At 68.3% G+C, this 15,309-nt stretch carries 14 protein-coding genes and 1 tRNA gene; 6 read left to right on the top strand and 9 right to left on the bottom strand.

The window, feature by feature from the left end; all coding sequences use genetic code 11:
• The first annotated feature begins 18 nt into the window (after positions 1-18).
• A complete protein-coding gene (locus AC1DZY_RS12630; RefSeq protein WP_476820457.1) occupies positions 19-1,041 on the top strand; it encodes a helix-turn-helix domain-containing protein in 1,023 nt (340 codons plus the stop codon).
• 15 nt (positions 1,042-1,056) lie between these two features.
• Here AC1DZY_RS12630 and AC1DZY_RS12625 read toward each other — a convergent pair whose 3' ends face one another.
• Positions 1,057-2,475, bottom strand: coding sequence for an MFS transporter (locus tag AC1DZY_RS12625; RefSeq protein WP_476820456.1), 1,419 nt, complete (start codon positions 2,473-2,475; stop codon positions 1,057-1,059).
• A gap of 149 nt (positions 2,476-2,624) precedes the next feature.
• On the opposite strand from AC1DZY_RS12625, the gene AC1DZY_RS12620 reads away from it, so the two are divergent.
• Together AC1DZY_RS12620 and AC1DZY_RS12615 are read left to right on the top strand one after the other, a co-directional pair.
• On the top strand, positions 2,625-2,801 hold the full coding sequence (locus AC1DZY_RS12620; RefSeq protein WP_476820455.1) for a hypothetical protein: 177 nt from the start codon (positions 2,625-2,627) through the stop codon (positions 2,799-2,801).
• Positions 2,802-2,836: 35 nt separating this feature from the next.
• Positions 2,837-3,424, top strand: a complete 588-nt coding sequence (locus AC1DZY_RS12615; RefSeq protein ID WP_476820454.1) for an SCO family protein — start codon at positions 2,837-2,839, stop codon at positions 3,422-3,424.
• Here AC1DZY_RS12615 and AC1DZY_RS12610 read toward each other — a convergent pair.
• The 5 genes from AC1DZY_RS12610 to AC1DZY_RS12590 all read right to left on the bottom strand — a co-directional run bounded on the left by AC1DZY_RS12610 (position 3,369) and on the right by AC1DZY_RS12590 (position 8,223).
• Positions 3,369-5,291: a glycosyltransferase family 2 protein gene (locus AC1DZY_RS12610; RefSeq protein ID WP_476820453.1), complete on the bottom strand. Its 1,923-nt coding sequence runs from the start codon at positions 5,289-5,291 to the stop codon at positions 3,369-3,371. The genes AC1DZY_RS12615 and AC1DZY_RS12610 overlap by 56 nt on opposite strands.
• 233 nt (positions 5,292-5,524) lie before the next feature.
• On the bottom strand, positions 5,525-5,713 hold the full coding sequence (locus AC1DZY_RS12605) for a hypothetical protein (RefSeq protein ID WP_476820452.1): 189 nt from the start codon (positions 5,711-5,713) through the stop codon (positions 5,525-5,527).
• 138 nt (positions 5,714-5,851) lie between these two features.
• Positions 5,852-6,364, bottom strand: coding sequence for a hypothetical protein (locus AC1DZY_RS12600; protein WP_476820451.1), 513 nt, complete (start codon positions 6,362-6,364; stop codon positions 5,852-5,854).
• 1,163 nt (positions 6,365-7,527) lie between these two features.
• Positions 7,528-7,603: transfer RNA gene (locus AC1DZY_RS12595), tRNA-Ala, on the bottom strand.
• 215 nt (positions 7,604-7,818) lie between these two features.
• A complete protein-coding gene (locus tag AC1DZY_RS12590) occupies positions 7,819-8,223 on the bottom strand; it encodes a TIGR02300 family protein (RefSeq protein WP_476820450.1) in 405 nt (134 codons plus the stop codon).
• Between the two features lie 167 nt (positions 8,224-8,390).
• On the opposite strand from AC1DZY_RS12590, the gene aroA reads away from it, so the two are divergent.
• The 3 genes from aroA to AC1DZY_RS12575 all read left to right on the top strand — a co-directional run bounded on the left by aroA (position 8,391) and on the right by AC1DZY_RS12575 (position 11,334).
• The gene (gene aroA, locus AC1DZY_RS12585) at positions 8,391-9,731 is read left to right on the top strand and encodes a 3-phosphoshikimate 1-carboxyvinyltransferase (RefSeq protein WP_476820449.1); all 1,341 of its coding nucleotides are present in this window, start codon (positions 8,391-8,393) and stop codon (positions 9,729-9,731) included.
• Entirely contained in the window at positions 9,728-10,381 is a 654-nt protein-coding gene (cmk, locus tag AC1DZY_RS12580) for a (d)CMP kinase (RefSeq protein WP_476820448.1), read from the top strand. Before aroA ends, cmk begins: the two co-directional genes overlap by 4 nt.
• 137 nt (positions 10,382-10,518) lie before the next feature.
• A complete protein-coding gene (locus AC1DZY_RS12575) occupies positions 10,519-11,334 on the top strand; it encodes a DUF1194 domain-containing protein (RefSeq protein WP_476820447.1) in 816 nt (271 codons plus the stop codon).
• Here AC1DZY_RS12575 and hrpB read toward each other — a convergent pair.
• From hrpB to AC1DZY_RS12560, 3 genes are all read right to left on the bottom strand, one after another.
• A complete protein-coding gene (gene hrpB / locus AC1DZY_RS12570) occupies positions 11,331-13,829 on the bottom strand; it encodes an ATP-dependent helicase HrpB (protein WP_476820530.1) in 2,499 nt (832 codons plus the stop codon). The genes AC1DZY_RS12575 and hrpB overlap by 4 nt on opposite strands.
• Before the next feature lie 41 nt (positions 13,830-13,870).
• Entirely contained in the window at positions 13,871-14,659 is a 789-nt protein-coding gene (locus AC1DZY_RS12565; RefSeq protein ID WP_476820446.1) for a class II glutamine amidotransferase, read from the bottom strand.
• 91 nt (positions 14,660-14,750) lie between these two features.
• A complete protein-coding gene (locus AC1DZY_RS12560) occupies positions 14,751-15,260 on the bottom strand; it encodes a hypothetical protein (RefSeq protein ID WP_476820445.1) in 510 nt (169 codons plus the stop codon).
• Positions 15,261-15,309 lie beyond the last annotated feature (49 nt).

Below are 15,309 nucleotides of genomic sequence, written 5' to 3'. Positions count from 1 at the left end.
ACGGATCGTACGGCGCAAATGAGCCAATCGCAGATCGAACGCCCCAGGCGACTGGATCTGGTGCTGTCGCCGGAGAACCGCGACGCACTGGACTGCTACCGCGCCACCCATGCAGAGTTCTTCGACGCAGAGGTGGCCGCGCCGGAATTTCATGGCCGTTTCGAAAAAGTCGACCTGTCGGGAGCGGTGCTCGGGCGGGCGCGCACGGTCGGCCAGACCTTCCGGCGCACCCGCACGCATACGCGGCGCAACGGCGTCGACCACGTCATGCTGATCCACGATGCGAAGGGCTCATGGTCGGGCGATTATGACGGCCGCTCGGCTCGCGGCGGGCCGGGCTGCGTGCGCCTCGTCGATCTGTCGCGCCCCTTCGCCAACACGACCACGGATTACGACGCGATCGGGCTGACCTTCCCGCGCAAGGCGCTCGGCGCGGAATGGGCGAACCGCGACATCCACGGTCTGGTGCTCAACGGCCAGACGCCGGGCCTCTCGCTGCTGACCTCGCATCTGCGCGCGCTCTACAAGAACGCCGACACGCTGTCCCTGCCGGAAGCGGCGGCGGGCGCTCAGGCGGCAGGCGTGTTGCTGACGGGCGCGCTGCTCGGCCAGGCTCATATCGACGATGAACTCCGGACGCCGATCGAGGCGACGCTGCGTGCGATGGCGCACGACTATATCGAACGCAACCTCGCCGACCCCGAGCTCGCACCGGCGGCGATCAGCGCGCATCTGCGCGTGTCGCTGCGCACGCTCTACCGCATGTTCGAGGCCAAGGGCGGGGTGACCGCGCATATCCAGGCGCGGCGTCTCGACCGCGCCTACGACGCCATCGTCCGCCTGCCGGACCGCCGGCTGCCGATCGCCGAGATCAGCTATGCGCACGGTTTCGTTTCGGAATCGCACTTCAGCCGCGTCTTCCTTGCGCGCTTCGGCGTTCGACCCGGCGATCTGCGTTCGCGCGGCGCGGGCTCAGCCGGACGCGATGCGGGTGAAGCCGGCTTCGGACGCACGCTGCTCGGCTGGTTTCACCGCATCTGAACGACGGCGACCCGATCAGGCGAGGTTGCGTCGGGCCGGCTCGGGCGGGCCGGCGAAGACGATCATGATCGCGCTCAGCAAGAGCGTCGCGGTGATGACGCCAAACATCGCGGCAGGGCCATAGCCGGTGAGCAGCGGCAGCAGCGCCAGGGGAACGAAGATCGAGACCAGGCGTCCCACTCCCCAGGCGCCGACGGTCGCCGTCGCACGCAGCTTCGTCGGAAAGATTTCGGCTGCATAGAGCGCCAGAATCGTGCCGTAGACGGCTGCGGTCAGGTTGAATGCGAGGCCGATCAGCACGAGCGGAACCAGCGCCGTCGCCGTGGTAAACGCGGCCCCGAGGCCGACCATCGCCAGCGCGCAAAGCGTCAGCAGCGGGCGGCGGCCGACCCGATCGACGATCAGCGCCAGAGCAAAGTTGCCAAGCGTGGGGCCAAGCATCGCCAGGCCGGCGAACAGCACGGAATCGCCAACCGAAAAGCCCTTCTGAAGCATCACGGCGGCACTGAGCAGGGGGAAGCCGAGCGTCGCCCAAGGGCCGAGCAGGTAGAGCACGGACAGGAACGCGCTTCGACGCAAGAAGCCCGCGCGCGAGTCGAGACGGCCGGCAGGCGCTTCGGCGACGCCAGCGGAGCAGGGCGGCGCCGGCTGAAGATAGCGCCGCGCCCTGTCCGAACGCTCTAAACGCTGGCAAGCCCGGTCCGCGAGAGTGTGACGGCCGCGCGCGGCGAGCCAGCGCGGCGAGTCCGGAACGGCGGAGAACAGGGCCGCCGCCAAAAGCGCGGCCGCGCCGCCGGCCGCGAGCGCCCAGCGCCAGGCCTCGATGCCCAGAGCCGAGGGCGACAGCGCACGCAGCAGCAGGATGACGGCCGGCGCGCCTAGCGACGCAACCCCGGCGCAAGCCAGCATCAGCGCGCCGCGCCGCGCCGGCGGCAGGATTTCCGAGAGATAGCTCGCGGTCAGCGGCGGATAGGCCCCGATCGCGAAGCCGGAGATGAAACGGAAGGCGGTCATGGTGCCGATGTCGCCGCTGGCCGAGGCGGCCAAGGAACTCACCGCGATGGTCGCGAGCGCGCTCTGCAGCACCACGCGCCGGCCATGGCGGTCGGCGAGCCAGCCCGTTACCGGGGCTCCGATCGCGCCGCCGGCATAGACCGAGGCGAGAAGAAGCGAGACGGCCGACTGCGGCGTGGCGTAGGGCGGCCCAAGGAACACGGCGGCGAGCACGCCGCTGAGAACGACTTCCGCGATATCGGCCGCGAAGCCCAGCGCGCAGATGAAGAGAATAGCCAGATGCAGCCGCGAAAGGCCGAGGCCGTCGAGCCGGTCGCCGATGGTGTGCTCGCCGGTGTCGGCTGACGTCGATGCAAGGGATAGCGACGGCCTATCCCCGACATGCGCGGGCGCAAGCCCGGCGCTTCCGCCTGTCCTCATCACGATCGACCCCCGCCGCGTTGCGCGACACGGTTACACGAGGTCACACCGCAATACGACAGCTGAAAAAAGCGGCACACCTCCACCGCAAATCCCCTGCGTCACGGACGCCGCTTCCGGCCGCGGCCGGGCAGGTCTATGTTCCGCCGATGAGCGAAGCGCGCGACGATATCGTTGAGCAGGCCGTCGCGCCCTCGCGCGCCGGCGTTCTGCTGCTGGTGGGCGGCGCGTTCAGCCTGCTGCTGGCCGGCCTGCTGCTGTGGTGGCGCGAGGGCGACCGGCTTTTCACCGACGGCCTCATCGCCACCATCATCGCCTGCTTCTAGGGCAAACCGATCTCCCACGCTTCGGAACTTTACCTGTGAACCGCCGACTCGTCTTGCCTCTCGTCGTCTTCCTGCTGGGCGCGGCCGCCCTCGCGGTGGCCGCCTTCGTCACTTTCGCGCCCAACCGGGCAGGCCAGAGCGCGACATCTGGCGTCGGCGGGCCATTCGCTCTGACGAGCCAGGACGGCAAGGTCGTCACGGACAGGGAGCTGCGTGGTGCGCCCTTCCTGATCTTCTTCGGCTTCACCCATTGCCCGGACATCTGCCCGACCAAGCTGTTCGAGATCTCCGAGGCGCTGCGTGCGGCCGGCCCCAAGGGCGAGAAGCTCAAGGCGTTGTTCGTCAGCGTCGACCCCGAGCGCGATACGCCCGACGTCCTGAAGAGCTATCTCGGCTCGTTCGATCCGCGCATCATCGGGCTGACCGGCGACCGCGCCGCGATCGACGCCACCGTGAAGGCCTATCGCGCCTATGCCAAGAAAGTGCCGCTCAAGGATGGCGACTACACGATGGACCATACCGCGCTGGTCTATCTGATGGACAAGACCGGCAATTTCGTCGGCTCGTTCAACAGCGAGCGGCCTCCTGCAGAGGCGGCGGCGGAGTGGCTGCGGCATCTGTGAGCCGAGACCCGCCGGACGCCGAGCCGGTACTGCGGCGCGACAGCCCGTGCATCGTCTTGTTCCAGCGATGCGGGTCGGTCAGGTACTCATAGAAAGCGAGCCAGGCCGCGACCGAGACCAGGACGTAATAGAGCGGCAGCAGCGGTACCAGCACGAGGAGATGCGGCTTGCCGCCGCGCAGCGCGCCCAGCGCCGGCGGCGCGAGGATCGCGACGGTTCCAAAGAGCGACACGACGATGGCCATGATCGCAGCGGCGTGGCCGAGACCGCCGATCGACAGCCAGAGCGAGCCATCGAGCCAGGCCAGGACCAGCGCCGCCGCGAAAACGGGATAGCCAAGCGCGGTGGCGACAGTGCCGAAGGCGAGCGCCATGAAGGTCAGGCTGGCGGCGAACCCGGCTTCGCGCAGCAACAGGCCGGGTGAGCGCAGATGGGTGACGAGGGTCTGTATATAGCCCTTGATCCAGCGCGAACGCTGCCTGAGCCAGGCCGGCACGGTGACGGGAGCCTCCTCGCGCGTCCGCGACGCGAGATCTCCGATCCGATAGCCGGCGCGGACAAGGCGCAGCCCGAGATCGGCATCCTCGGTGACGTTCCAGGCATCCCAGCCGCCGACGGCGCGCAAGGCGCGGGTCCGAAAATGATTGGAGGTACCGCCAAGCAGGATCGGCAGCCGGCCGGTCAGCAGCCCGGGATTCACGACTTCGAACAGACCGGCATATTCCAGCGCGAACAGTGCGGGCAGGACGCCCTCGCCCGCATGGTCGATGGCGAGCCTGGCCTGCAGGCAGGCGAGTTCCTCGGGCGCGTTCAGGAATCGGGCTGCCGCGAGACGCAGTTGCCGGGGATCGGGGATGTCCTCCGCATCGAAAATGGTGAAGAGCGTCCCCTTGGCCTCGAGCAGCGCGAGGTTGAGCGCGCGCGGTTTCGTGCGTGGCCAGCCGGGCGGGGCAACGACCACCGAGAAGCTCGGCGGCAGGGAGAGCCCGGCCAGCGCCCCGGCCATGCCGGCATCGTCGGCCTCGGTCAGCAGGAGGATGTCGAGCTTGGCAGGGGGATAGTCGAGCGCTGTCAGCGCCGCGACGAGTTGCGGCAGCACCGCCTCCTCGCGGTAAAGCGGCACGGCGACCGTGTAGACCGGCAGGCGGCTGTCATCGACGCGCCAGCGATGGCTGAGCCAGAGATCCGCCGGCACAGGCTCCATGCAGGCGGCAAGCCTGAGATAGATCAGACCGAGAAAGACCGGACCCAACAGCAGCGCAAGCGTGAAGAAGGCGTCCAGCGGCGCGCCTGTCCCGAACCAGGCGGTCGTCACCACGCCGATGCCCGCCGCGATCTTCTGGCCACGGCTTGCGCCGGTGCGTGCGCTTTCGCGGGCGAGCCCGGCGCGATCGAGCCCGGCGATGTGGCGCGCGAGCGCCGGGCCGTTCGCTTTGCGCAGGCTGGCGGCGAAATTGCCCGGTGTCAGCACCGCGATGTCCCGACGACGGCGCGCGCCCGCCTCCAGCAGCCGCCGCAGCGCGCGTCCCTCCGGCGCGATCGCAAACCGGAACGGACCGCCGCCGGCCACCGTCGCCATGCCCTCGCGCAGGATCGCGCCATAACCGCCGCCGGGGCGGAACGGCAGCCGGCCGTCGTGGAAGGCAAGCCCGAGTTCATCGGCAAGCGCGCAATAGAACGCCGCCTCGTCGATCACGCCCGACGCGATGATCTCCGCCGAGGCGTCTACGCCCAGACGCGCGGCGCGGGCGGCGACGACGGCGAGTTCACGCGGCGCAATGCCGTGGCGGGCCAGGAAGGCGATCTCGATTGGAAGTCCGGGAGTCGCCTCGCGCGGCCGCGGCACCGTGTCCTCGCGCCCGCTCACCCACATCGCCGGCCCCGCACGCAACGTCGAGCCGAACGGCTCGATGCAATCGACAACCGATGGTTGCTGATTTCAACGTGAGAGTCGAATCATGCTCGTTTCCGGATGTTTTCTTGTCCGTCTCCGCCGAAACAGTTCCTGATCGGCGTTCCGCACCAATCGGGCTGCAACAGTCTCGACAATGCGGGCGAGGCGGCCCCGTCAGGTCGGGAACGCGCGCTCGAGAGCCGTTCTCACGACCCCTCGCTGCATTCCGTCAGGGTCCGGTCGCCGATCCAGTGCGTGCGGCATCTGGCTTTCTCGATCCGCTGTCGAGGCGGTTCGACACGACGCTCGTCAGGCTGCCGCGCGGGCGTCTGCCGGGAGATGCCCGCGTCGTCGCCGGGCGATACGCAGCCGCCGATCGTCAGGATCGCGATCATCCCAAGGAAACGCTTCATCGGTTCCCTCTCACGGCAACGGACGGGCCGTTGGCTTCAATCCGTCCGGCGCGAGGCGGCCATCCCGACCTGCCACGAACAAGGTAGCAGCGCGCCCCGGCCTGCCTTTGCGCGGCGCAACTACGCCCGCAACAGACGATAACGGCGGTGCTCCATGCAGGCGTTGACGACGAGCACATAATCTTCCATCGCCCGCGCGCCAGCTTCAGCCGCATTGCCGGCCGTATTCGCCCCGGCCGACTGAACCGCGTTCGATGCGCCCGCCAGAATATGAGCCTGCCGAAAGCCGGGAACCGGAATCAGGCTGGCGATTGCGCCTGCCGCCTGAATGGCAGCGCCCGTCGCCTGTTGTTGCTGCGCACGCCGGGCGGCCGCCTCCTGCGGGGCCGCCTGCCCCCTGCATTCCTGGAGATCCTTCCTGAGCTTGGCCATGTTGACACGATTGGTATCGATCAGCGGCTCGTACAGTGGAGCAACGGCCGGCTCGTCGGGAAGATCGGATGGCGCAACGCGCTGCCCGGATGACGCAAGGACAGGCGGCGATTGCGGCGCCAGAACCGTTTCCGCTGTCTGGCTCGTCTGGTTACAGGCAGACAGAGCAACGCCCAGCAGAACTACCGTGATCGATTTCATATTCGCTCCCCCGAGGACCGCCGCATATTTGCGTGCGCGGGGCGTGATCAAGCATGACCAAGCGGAATCCGCAAGCGTTATTGCGCAAGGTCCTCCACTCACGCCGCGCCCTGACAATACCACAAGAATTGGTCATCGGTGGTACGAATTTCTGCTGGTGAGACGCGCTGGCTAATACGACGAAGTTGCCGCACTACTTGGGTTGTCTGTCAGGGAACGATCCGACCGTGAACGCGGCTGCCGTGAACCGTCGGGCATGAGCAACTCGCACCGATAGGCATCGCGCTCCTGCTCACGCAGATCTGCTTGCGCACCCGGCAATGCCGGCCCTTCGCTCTGCGTTCCATGACCCTGTAGCCCGGCGCGGGCCTGGCGTCGGGCGGTGTCCGCGCTCCATAGCCGCCGCCATTGCCCACAGGTGCTCCGGCGCCTGGAATGCCCGCGCCATCCGAACGCAATCGAAGGTCCGGCACATTGTCTGTGATCGAGGGAGGGCCAAGTCCCTGTCTTGGACCACCAGGCGTAAGCGGGCCGTTTCCAGGCGTTCCGACGATCTGCGCGACAGCAGGAAGCGCGAAAAACGCGAATAGCAGGAGGGACAATCTGGCGGTCTGGCTATACATCGACATCCCTTGGTCCGCCCGCGCGAGACCGGTTTTGGAGCGGCTCGAAGGTGACGCTTCAGCGCTCCAACTCCGGGCGGAACCACAAGATCCGGCCCATCGCGATTTCCGGCTCAGAAACGCGTCATTCGCCATTTCGCATCTTGAGCAGCAAACCAGCTATTCGACCCTCGTCAAGCGAGCCTGCCGCATTGTCCAGAAGCCGGCCGCGATCAGGACGGCGCCCACGCCCAATGCCGGCAGAAATACGCGAAGGGAATCCGCGGACAAGTCGAGCCTGACAGTCGCGCATCCGGATGTATTCATCTCGCATCCGAAGCCGCCGAGCAGCCACCAGCGTCAGCGCGACAATGACCAGCCCAGGAGACAATGCGAGGCGGTTCCACATCGCGTGAGGCCATGATCGTCACGACGGCGAGACAACGCGGGAACGAAATCCAGCGAGCTCCAACGAGCAATCCGCAAGATTCGACGCCTACGGCGCAGGCCGCGCGAATCTCGGACGCTTCCAAGTTATCTTGTCGATTTAGCGAGGAGAGATGGTGGAGCCAGGCGGAATCGAACCGCCGACCTCTTGAATGCCATTCAAGCGCTCTCCCAACTGAGCTATGGCCCCACTGATGGACTGATTTGGGGATCAGTCCGGGTCGTTCCTGCCGGCTGCTCGCGCTCCGCAAGGCGGAGCATGTCGAAGCCGGCTCGCTGCCTTGGCAGCGGCGAAGCGCTCTATAGGCGGGCGGGCACCAAGACTCAAGCGCCGATTGCAGCCTTCGCGACATTCATTCCAGGCGCCCGCATTCACGGCGCCGTGGCTGCCGACGCGCGAAAGCGTCAGACGTCCTCGTCGCCCTCGATGTCGCCGTCGATCAGGTCGGCGACGTCGTCATCGCCTTCCTCGTCCTCTTCGAGGAACGTGTCGTCATCTGGCGCGACGTCGTCCTCGACCTCGATGTCGTCCTCGCTGGTGACGACGGCTTCCTTCTCGGAAGCCTCGGCGTCGGCCTCGTCGAGCGAAACGAGCTCGACGGCGCCGTCGGCGACCTCGGCCTCTTCCTCGTCATCGGCGGCTGCAGCGGCGGGCTTGGCCGCTGCGGCGGCCTTCGCCTGCGGCTCGAACACCGAGCGTGGATAGGACTGCCCCGTATAAGGCGAGACGATCGGATCCTTGTTCAGGTCGTAGAATTTGCGACCCGTCGTCGGGTCGACACGTTTTGTACCAAGTTCCGGTTTCGCCACTGCGTCGGACCTTCAATCATTCATGTTCTGAAAAGCAGGCGCGTCCGTTAGTCGGGGCAGGCGGCGCTGTCAAATGTTGATTTCATCGCTGTGCGCGGGTGACGCAGGCGAAGCGCTCATGCTAGGCAGCCTGCCTCCCTGTCGAGCAGCCGATCGAGTCCGTTTCCGTGTCGCATCATGACAACCCGCTTCCCGTCACGGCCCGCGCCAGAGGCGCGCTGAAAGGCCGCGTCCGCGTTCCCGGCGACAAATCGATCTCGCACCGGGCAATGATCTTCGGCCTGCTGGCGATCGGCGAGACGACCGTGTCGGGGCTGCTCGAGGGCGAGGACGTGATGCGCACGGCCGCCGCGGCGCGGGCGCTCGGCGCCATCGTCCACCATGACGGGCCAGGCGCCTGGCGGATCAGGGGCGTCGGCGTCGGCGGCTTGCGCGAACCGGCAAGCGTACTCGATTTCGGCAATGCCGGCACCGGCTCGCGCCTGATGATGGGCGTCTGCGGCGCGCACCCGATCACCACGACCTTCGACGGCGACGCCTCGCTGCGCAAGCGCCCGATGCGGCGCATTCTCGATCCGCTCGAACTCATGGGCGTCACGATCGTCTCGCAGGAAGACGGTGGCCGCGTGCCGCTGACCCTGCGCGGGCCGAAGGAGGCCGTGCCGATCACCTATCGCACGCCGGTCGCATCGGCGCAGATCAAGTCCGCCGTGCTGCTGGCGGGCCTCGTCGCGCCGGGCGAAACGACGGTGATCGAGGTCGAGGCGACGCGCGATCACACCGAAAAGATGCTGACGCATTTCGGCGCCGATGTCCGCGTGACGCCTGAAGGCGAGCATGGCCGTCGCATCGTGCTGAAGGGCCAGCCCGAATTGCAGGCCGCGCCGATCGTGGTCCCGACCGATCCGTCCTCGGCCGCCTTCCCGCTGGTGGCGGCGCTGATCGTGCCGGGCTCCGATATCGTGCTGGAAAGCGTGATGACCAACCCGCTGCGCAGCGGGCTGCTGACCACGCTGCGCGAGATGGGCGCCGACATCACCGTCGAAGCCGAGGCCAATGAGGGCGGCGAGGCGGTGGCGACATTGCGCGTGCGGGCGTCCAGCCTCAGGGGCGTCACGGTGCCGCCCGAGCGCGCGCCGGCGATGATCGACGAATATCCCGTGCTGGCGGTGGCCGCGTCCTTCGCGACGGGCACGACGCGGATGCGCGGGCTGCAGGAGCTGCGCGTCAAGGAATCGGACCGGCTGGCGGCTGTCGAGGCCGGCCTCAAGGCGGCCGGCGTCACCTGCGCCATCGAGGGCGACGACCTCGTCGTCGAGGGCTCGGGCGGCGCGGTCGCGGGCGGCGGCATGGTCGCGACCCATCTCGACCACCGCATCGCCATGAGCTTCCTGGTGATGGGGCTGGCGACGCAAAAGCCGATGACAGTCGATGACGGCGCGATGATCGCGACGAGCTTTCCGAGCTTCATCGCCCTGATGAACGGTCTCGGAGGCGAGATAGGATGAGCCCCAACGACGGGCAAGGCCGGTACGTCATCGCCGTCGATGGCCCCGCCGCCTCGGGCAAGGGCACGCTGGCGCGCCGGCTGGCGACGCATTACGGCCTGCCCTATCTCGATACCGGCCTGCTCTATCGCATGGTCGCAAGGGCCATGCTCGACGCCGGACACGACATCCACGACACCGCCGCGGCAGCGGCGACCGTTGCCGGTTTCGACGAGACAGCGTTCAGAGAAGAGAGCCTGCGCGGGCGCGAGATCGGCGAGGCGGCCTCCGTCGTCGCGGCGATGCCGGCGGTGCGCAGCGGCCTGATCGCGAGGCAGCGCCATTTCGCGGCGCAGGCCGGTGGCGCGGTGCTGGACGGGCGCGACATCGGCACCGTGATCTGCCCGCAGGCGCGCGCCAAGCTCTTCGTCACGGCGACGCCGGAGGTGCGCGCCGCGCGCCGGCACCGCGAACTGGCGAGCCGCGGCGAGCCTGCCACTTTTGAGGGCATTCTCGCCGATATCCGGCGGCGCGACGCGCGTGATTCGGGCCGCAGCGATGCTCCCCTCAAGCGGGCCGACGACGCCGTCCTGCTCGACACTTCGGCGCTGACGATCGAAGAGGTCGTCGCCGCCGCGATCGGCATCGTCGAAGCCCGGCGCGCGGCCTGAGCCACGCAGGCACTGGAAACACCGCTCCAGCGTCACGCGATTGCGATGATTTCAGCCTCCACCTGCCCAGCTTTCGCCCTTGGCGGAACAGCAAAGCCGGCGCACACTGCCGTTGCGACAGGGTGATGGAGGTGACGATGCGGCGCTGGCTGTTCGGTCTCTTGAGTCTCACGGCCATGGGCCTGCTGATCGGCTCCGCGCCGAGGGCGCAGACCGTGGCGACGCCGGGCGAGGAGGTCGATGTCGCGCTCGTTCTGGCGCTCGACGTGTCCTATTCGATGGATCTCGACGAGCTCGCCTTGCAGCGCAACGGCTATATCGAGGCGTTCCGCTCGAAGCAGTTGCACGACGCCATCGCCAAGGGCGCGATCGGCAAGATCGCGGTCGCCTATTTCGAATGGGCCGGCAGCGACTTCAAGCACATCGTCAAAACCTGGACGATCATCGACGGCCCGCAATCGGCGATGGCCTTCGCCGAGGAACTGGGCGAAGCCCCGACGCGGCGGGGGCGACGCACATCGATCTCGGCGGCGATCGATCTTGGCGTGAGCATGCTCGAACAGTCCAACGTCCTGGCACTCCGCAAGGTCATCGACATCTCAGGCGATGGCGCCAACAATGACGGCCGAGCCGTCACGGCGGCCCGCGACGAGGCCGCCGCCAAGGGCATCAACATCAACGGCCTGCCGATCATGCTGAAGCAGGCCAGCTATTTCGACATCGACAATCTCGACGTCTACTACAAGGACTGCGTCGTCGCCGGCATCGGCGCCTTCGTCATCCCGATCCGCGAGCGGCATCAGTTCGTCGATGCGACCCGCACGAAGCTCGTGCGCGAGATCGCCGAGATGCCGCTGGATGGCGAGGCGGTCGTCCAGAAAGCTCAGTCCAGCGGCAACAACGCGAGTTGCCTCGCCGGCGAGCGGCAATGGCGCGACCGGATGGGGAACTAGGTTCCCCGCGGTTTCGCGCGCGTCGTCGGCAGGGCTGCGGCGGGGTCGTCGGGCCAGAGATGGCGGGGATAGCGCCCCTTCATCTCCGATTTCACCGCCGCCCATGAGCCGCGCCAGAAGCCCGGCAGGTCGCGGGTGATCTGGATCGGCTTGTGGCCGGGCGAAAGCAGCTCCAGCACGAGCGGCACCCGCCCGCCGGCCAGCGCGGGATGGACGCTCAGCCCGTAGAGTTCCTGCACGCGAACCGAAATCGTCGGGCCGGCCTCGGCGGCATAGTCGACCGCCAGATGCGAGCCTGTCGGAGCAGCAAAATGCGTCGGAGCCTCGGCGTCGAGCCGGCGCTTGAGATCCCAGGGCAACAGACCGGCGAGCGCGGCATCGAGATCGCCGGGCTCGATTGCGGCCAGCGATGCGCGGCCGACGATGTGGGGCGCGAGCCAGTCCCCGGGAGCCACCGCAAGGCCGGCGTCCGACAGGTCGGGCCATGGGCTGTCGACGCCGTCGGCCTGCCGCAGAAAGCCGGCGCGCTCGCGCAGTTGCGCCTGCGCCTTCGTCCAGGGCAGCAGGCCGATGCCGAGCCCGGCGATGCCGCCTGCGAGTATTTCGGCGTTGCCGGCGCTGGCAGCGGCGGGCAGCGGTCGCTCCGACAGCGTCAGGGCGCCATAACGCCTGACGGCGCGGGCTCGCAACGCACGGGCTGCCCGGTCGAACAGCGTTTCGACGCGTTCCTCCAGGCCAAACGGCGCCAGCCCCTGCGCCACCAGCCAGAGCAGATCGTCCTCGGCAATGGCGGTGGCCGCCATGATGCGGGCCTGCTGGGCCGCGCCGGTCATCTCGGCGATGACGAGCCAAGGCTCGCGCACCAGACGCTGCGACGGCTCCAGCCCCGCGCCCCGGCCATTGGCGAGGAGATACTGGCCCGAGCCGGGGTTGCGCGCCTTGGCGACGCGGTCGGGATAGGCCAGCGCCAGCAGCAGACCGGGCGACAGCGCCATCTTCTGCTGAGCCGAGATCGTGCGCTCGGCCGAGCGCGCCCAGCCTTCGGCGAGACGACGCATATCGGCGGCGCGCCCGCCACGTTCGCGGCCATAGCGCTCCAGCCGCTCGGCGACATCGATCATGTCGCCGCCGAGACCGCGCTCGACCAGCAGCGCCGCGAGGTCTGCAGCCGGGCCGGCCTGTCCGAAACCTGCGGCCACCACGACCATGCGCGCCAGACGCGGCGGCAGCGGCAGGGCCTGGAGCGCCTTGCCCTGCGGCGTGATGCGGCCGTCGGCGTCGAGCGCCGTCAGGCTCGCCAGCAGCGCGCGCGCCTCCTTCAGGGCAGGCGCGGGCGGCGGATCGAGGAAGGCGAGGCTGGCGGGATCGCTGACGCCCCAGGCGGCGCAGTCGAGCAGCAGGGGCGCGAGATCGGCGGAGAGGATTTCGGGCCGCGCGAAGGCTTCGAGCGCGCCGGTGCCGGCCTCCTCCCAGAGCCGGTAGCAGATGCCGGGCTCGGTGCGGCCGGCGCGGCCGCGACGCTGATCGGCGGCGGCGCGGCTGACACGACGCGTCTCCAGCCGGGTCACGCCGATATCGGGCTCGTAGACCGGCACGCGGGCAAGCCCTGAATCGATCACAACGCGGACACCCTCGATCGTCAGCGAGGTCTCGGCGATCGCGGTCGCCAGCACGACCTTGCGCCGGCCATTGGCCGCCGGCAGCACGGCGCGATCCTGCTCGGACTGATCGAGCGCGCCATAGAGCGGCGCGATCTCGACGGAGGCATCGCGGATGCGCTCGCGCAGGCGCTCCTCGACGCGCCTGATCTCGCCCTGCCCCGGCAGGAAGACGAGAAGCGAGCCGGGCTGCTCGTTCAGCGCCTGCAGGACGGCATCGGCAACCTGATCCTCGATGCGCTTGAGCGCGTCGCGGCCGCGATAACGCGTCTCGACGGGAAAGGCGCGGCCCTGGCTCTCGATGACGACAGCGTCGCCGAGCAGTCTGGCGACGCGCGCGCCGTCCAGCGTCGCCGACATCACGAGGATGCGCAGATCCTCGCGCAGGCCAGATTGCGCGTCGAGCGCCAGCGCCAGCCCGAAATCGGCATCGAGCGAGCGCTCGTGGAATTCGTCGAACAAGACGGCTGCGACACCGTTCAGCGCGGGATCGTCGAGGATCATGCGGGCGAAGACGCCCTCGGTGACGACCTCGATACAGGTTTTCGGCCCGATCTTCGAGCCGAGACGGACGCGCAGGCCGACGGTGTCGCCGACGCGCTCGCCCAGCGTCTGCGCCATGCGGTTGGCCGCGCCGCGCGCCGCAAGCCTTCGCGGCTCCAGCACGATCAGCTTGCCACCTTGCGTCCAGGGTTCGTCGAGCAGCGCCAGCGGCACGCGCGTGGTCTTGCCCGCGCCGGGCGGCGCGACGAGGACGGCGTTGCTCGACGCGCGCAGCGCGGCGGCAAGCTCGGGAAGAGCCGCGTCGATGGGCAGGACTGTGTCGAAGGCGCGCATGACCTGGCGATGTGGCTCACGCTGCGCCGAGGCGCAAGCGCTCACGCCGCCTGCTTCAGCCCGACCTCGAAGGGTGAGAGCGCGACCGTGCCCGCCTTGACCGTCACCAACGTGTTGCAGGGCAGGGCCTGCCAGCAATCGCGCGCCGCATCGACGGGTTCGGACGCGATGACGACGCTGTCGCCGCGATCGCAGAGATAAAGCGTCGGTGGCTTTGCGTCCGACGACCAGCGCACGGCGTGCATCGTCTCGCCATCGGCGAGCGCGGCGGCGCAGCGCAAGGGCTCGCGGATGCCGGCCGCCCGCATCAGGGACAGCGCGTCGGTCAGCGCGCCGGCGAGCGCCGCGCCGGGCGAGGCGCCTTCAGCCATCCGCGCCAGAACGAGCAGGAAGATCGCTTCCGAATCGGTCGTGCCGACGCGCGCGTCGTAGAGCGCGTCTGGGATCAGCGCCTCGAGCTTGCGGCGGATCAGGCCGTAGCCGCCGATCTGGCCGTTATGCATGAACAGATGCCGGCCATGGGAAAACGGGTGGCAGTTCGCCCGCGTCGTCGCCGTGCCGGTCGCGGCGCGGACATGGGCGAAGAACAGATGCGAGCGGACCTGACGCGCGATCGAGAGCAGGTTCTCGTCCGACCATGCCGGCCTGATCTCGCGGTACTGGCCGGGCTCGGCCTTCTCGCCATACCAGCCGACGCCGAAGCCGTCGCCATTCGTGCCGGTCTTGGTCTCCTCGGCATGGAGAGACTGGTGGATCAGCGAATGGACGGGCGCGGCGACGAAGTCTTCAAGAAAGATCGGCGCGCCGGCATAGGCGAGAAAACGGCACATGGTCGGTCCCGAATCAGGCTGCGGGCGGGACGCCGCAAGGAGGAGATTATTCTACAAGGATGAATGGCGCGATAACGGGACCGCCGGACGCTTAGGCCGCCGGCTCCTTGCAGGCGAAATCGACCTTCGCATTCTTGCTGCTCTTGCCGACCCTGACCTCGATCGAGAGCGGCGCGCAGGTGGCGTTGTCGAGCAGGAAAGCCTTGTGGATCCGGCCGGTCTCGCCGAACAGGAAGCCGCCATAAGGCCGGCTGAGCAGGACCTTCTCGCCGGTCTTGCTCTTCTGCCTCACGGTCACGACGACGAGATCGCGGGCGATCTTGACCGATGACTTGGAGTTTTTGGGGCCGGTCATGACCAGCGTTATCAGGACAGCGTCGGCAGGCTCGGCGATTTCTCCCTCGCCGGTGAGCGTGTCCTGGAAGGTCCTGTCGGCTCCGACGAGATTGTCCGACAGCTTGCCCGAGCGCTCGAGCACGAGTTGTGCCCTGATCTCGGCGATGGCGACCTGCGCCTGGGCTGCTCCGCCGAGCGCCGGAAGCAAAATCAGGCCGGCCAAAGCGGGAACGGCGCGCAGGCCGGACAGGAGCAATCGCGGCATCGAATTTCCCTTCGATTTTTTATCGTTCAAGCCGCAGCTAGACCGATTT

The organism is Allobosea sp. P2_A10 (assembly GCF_056405115.1).
The sequence above is the reverse complement of the archived record's forward strand: the minus strand, read 5'-3'. Positions and strand labels throughout refer to the sequence as shown.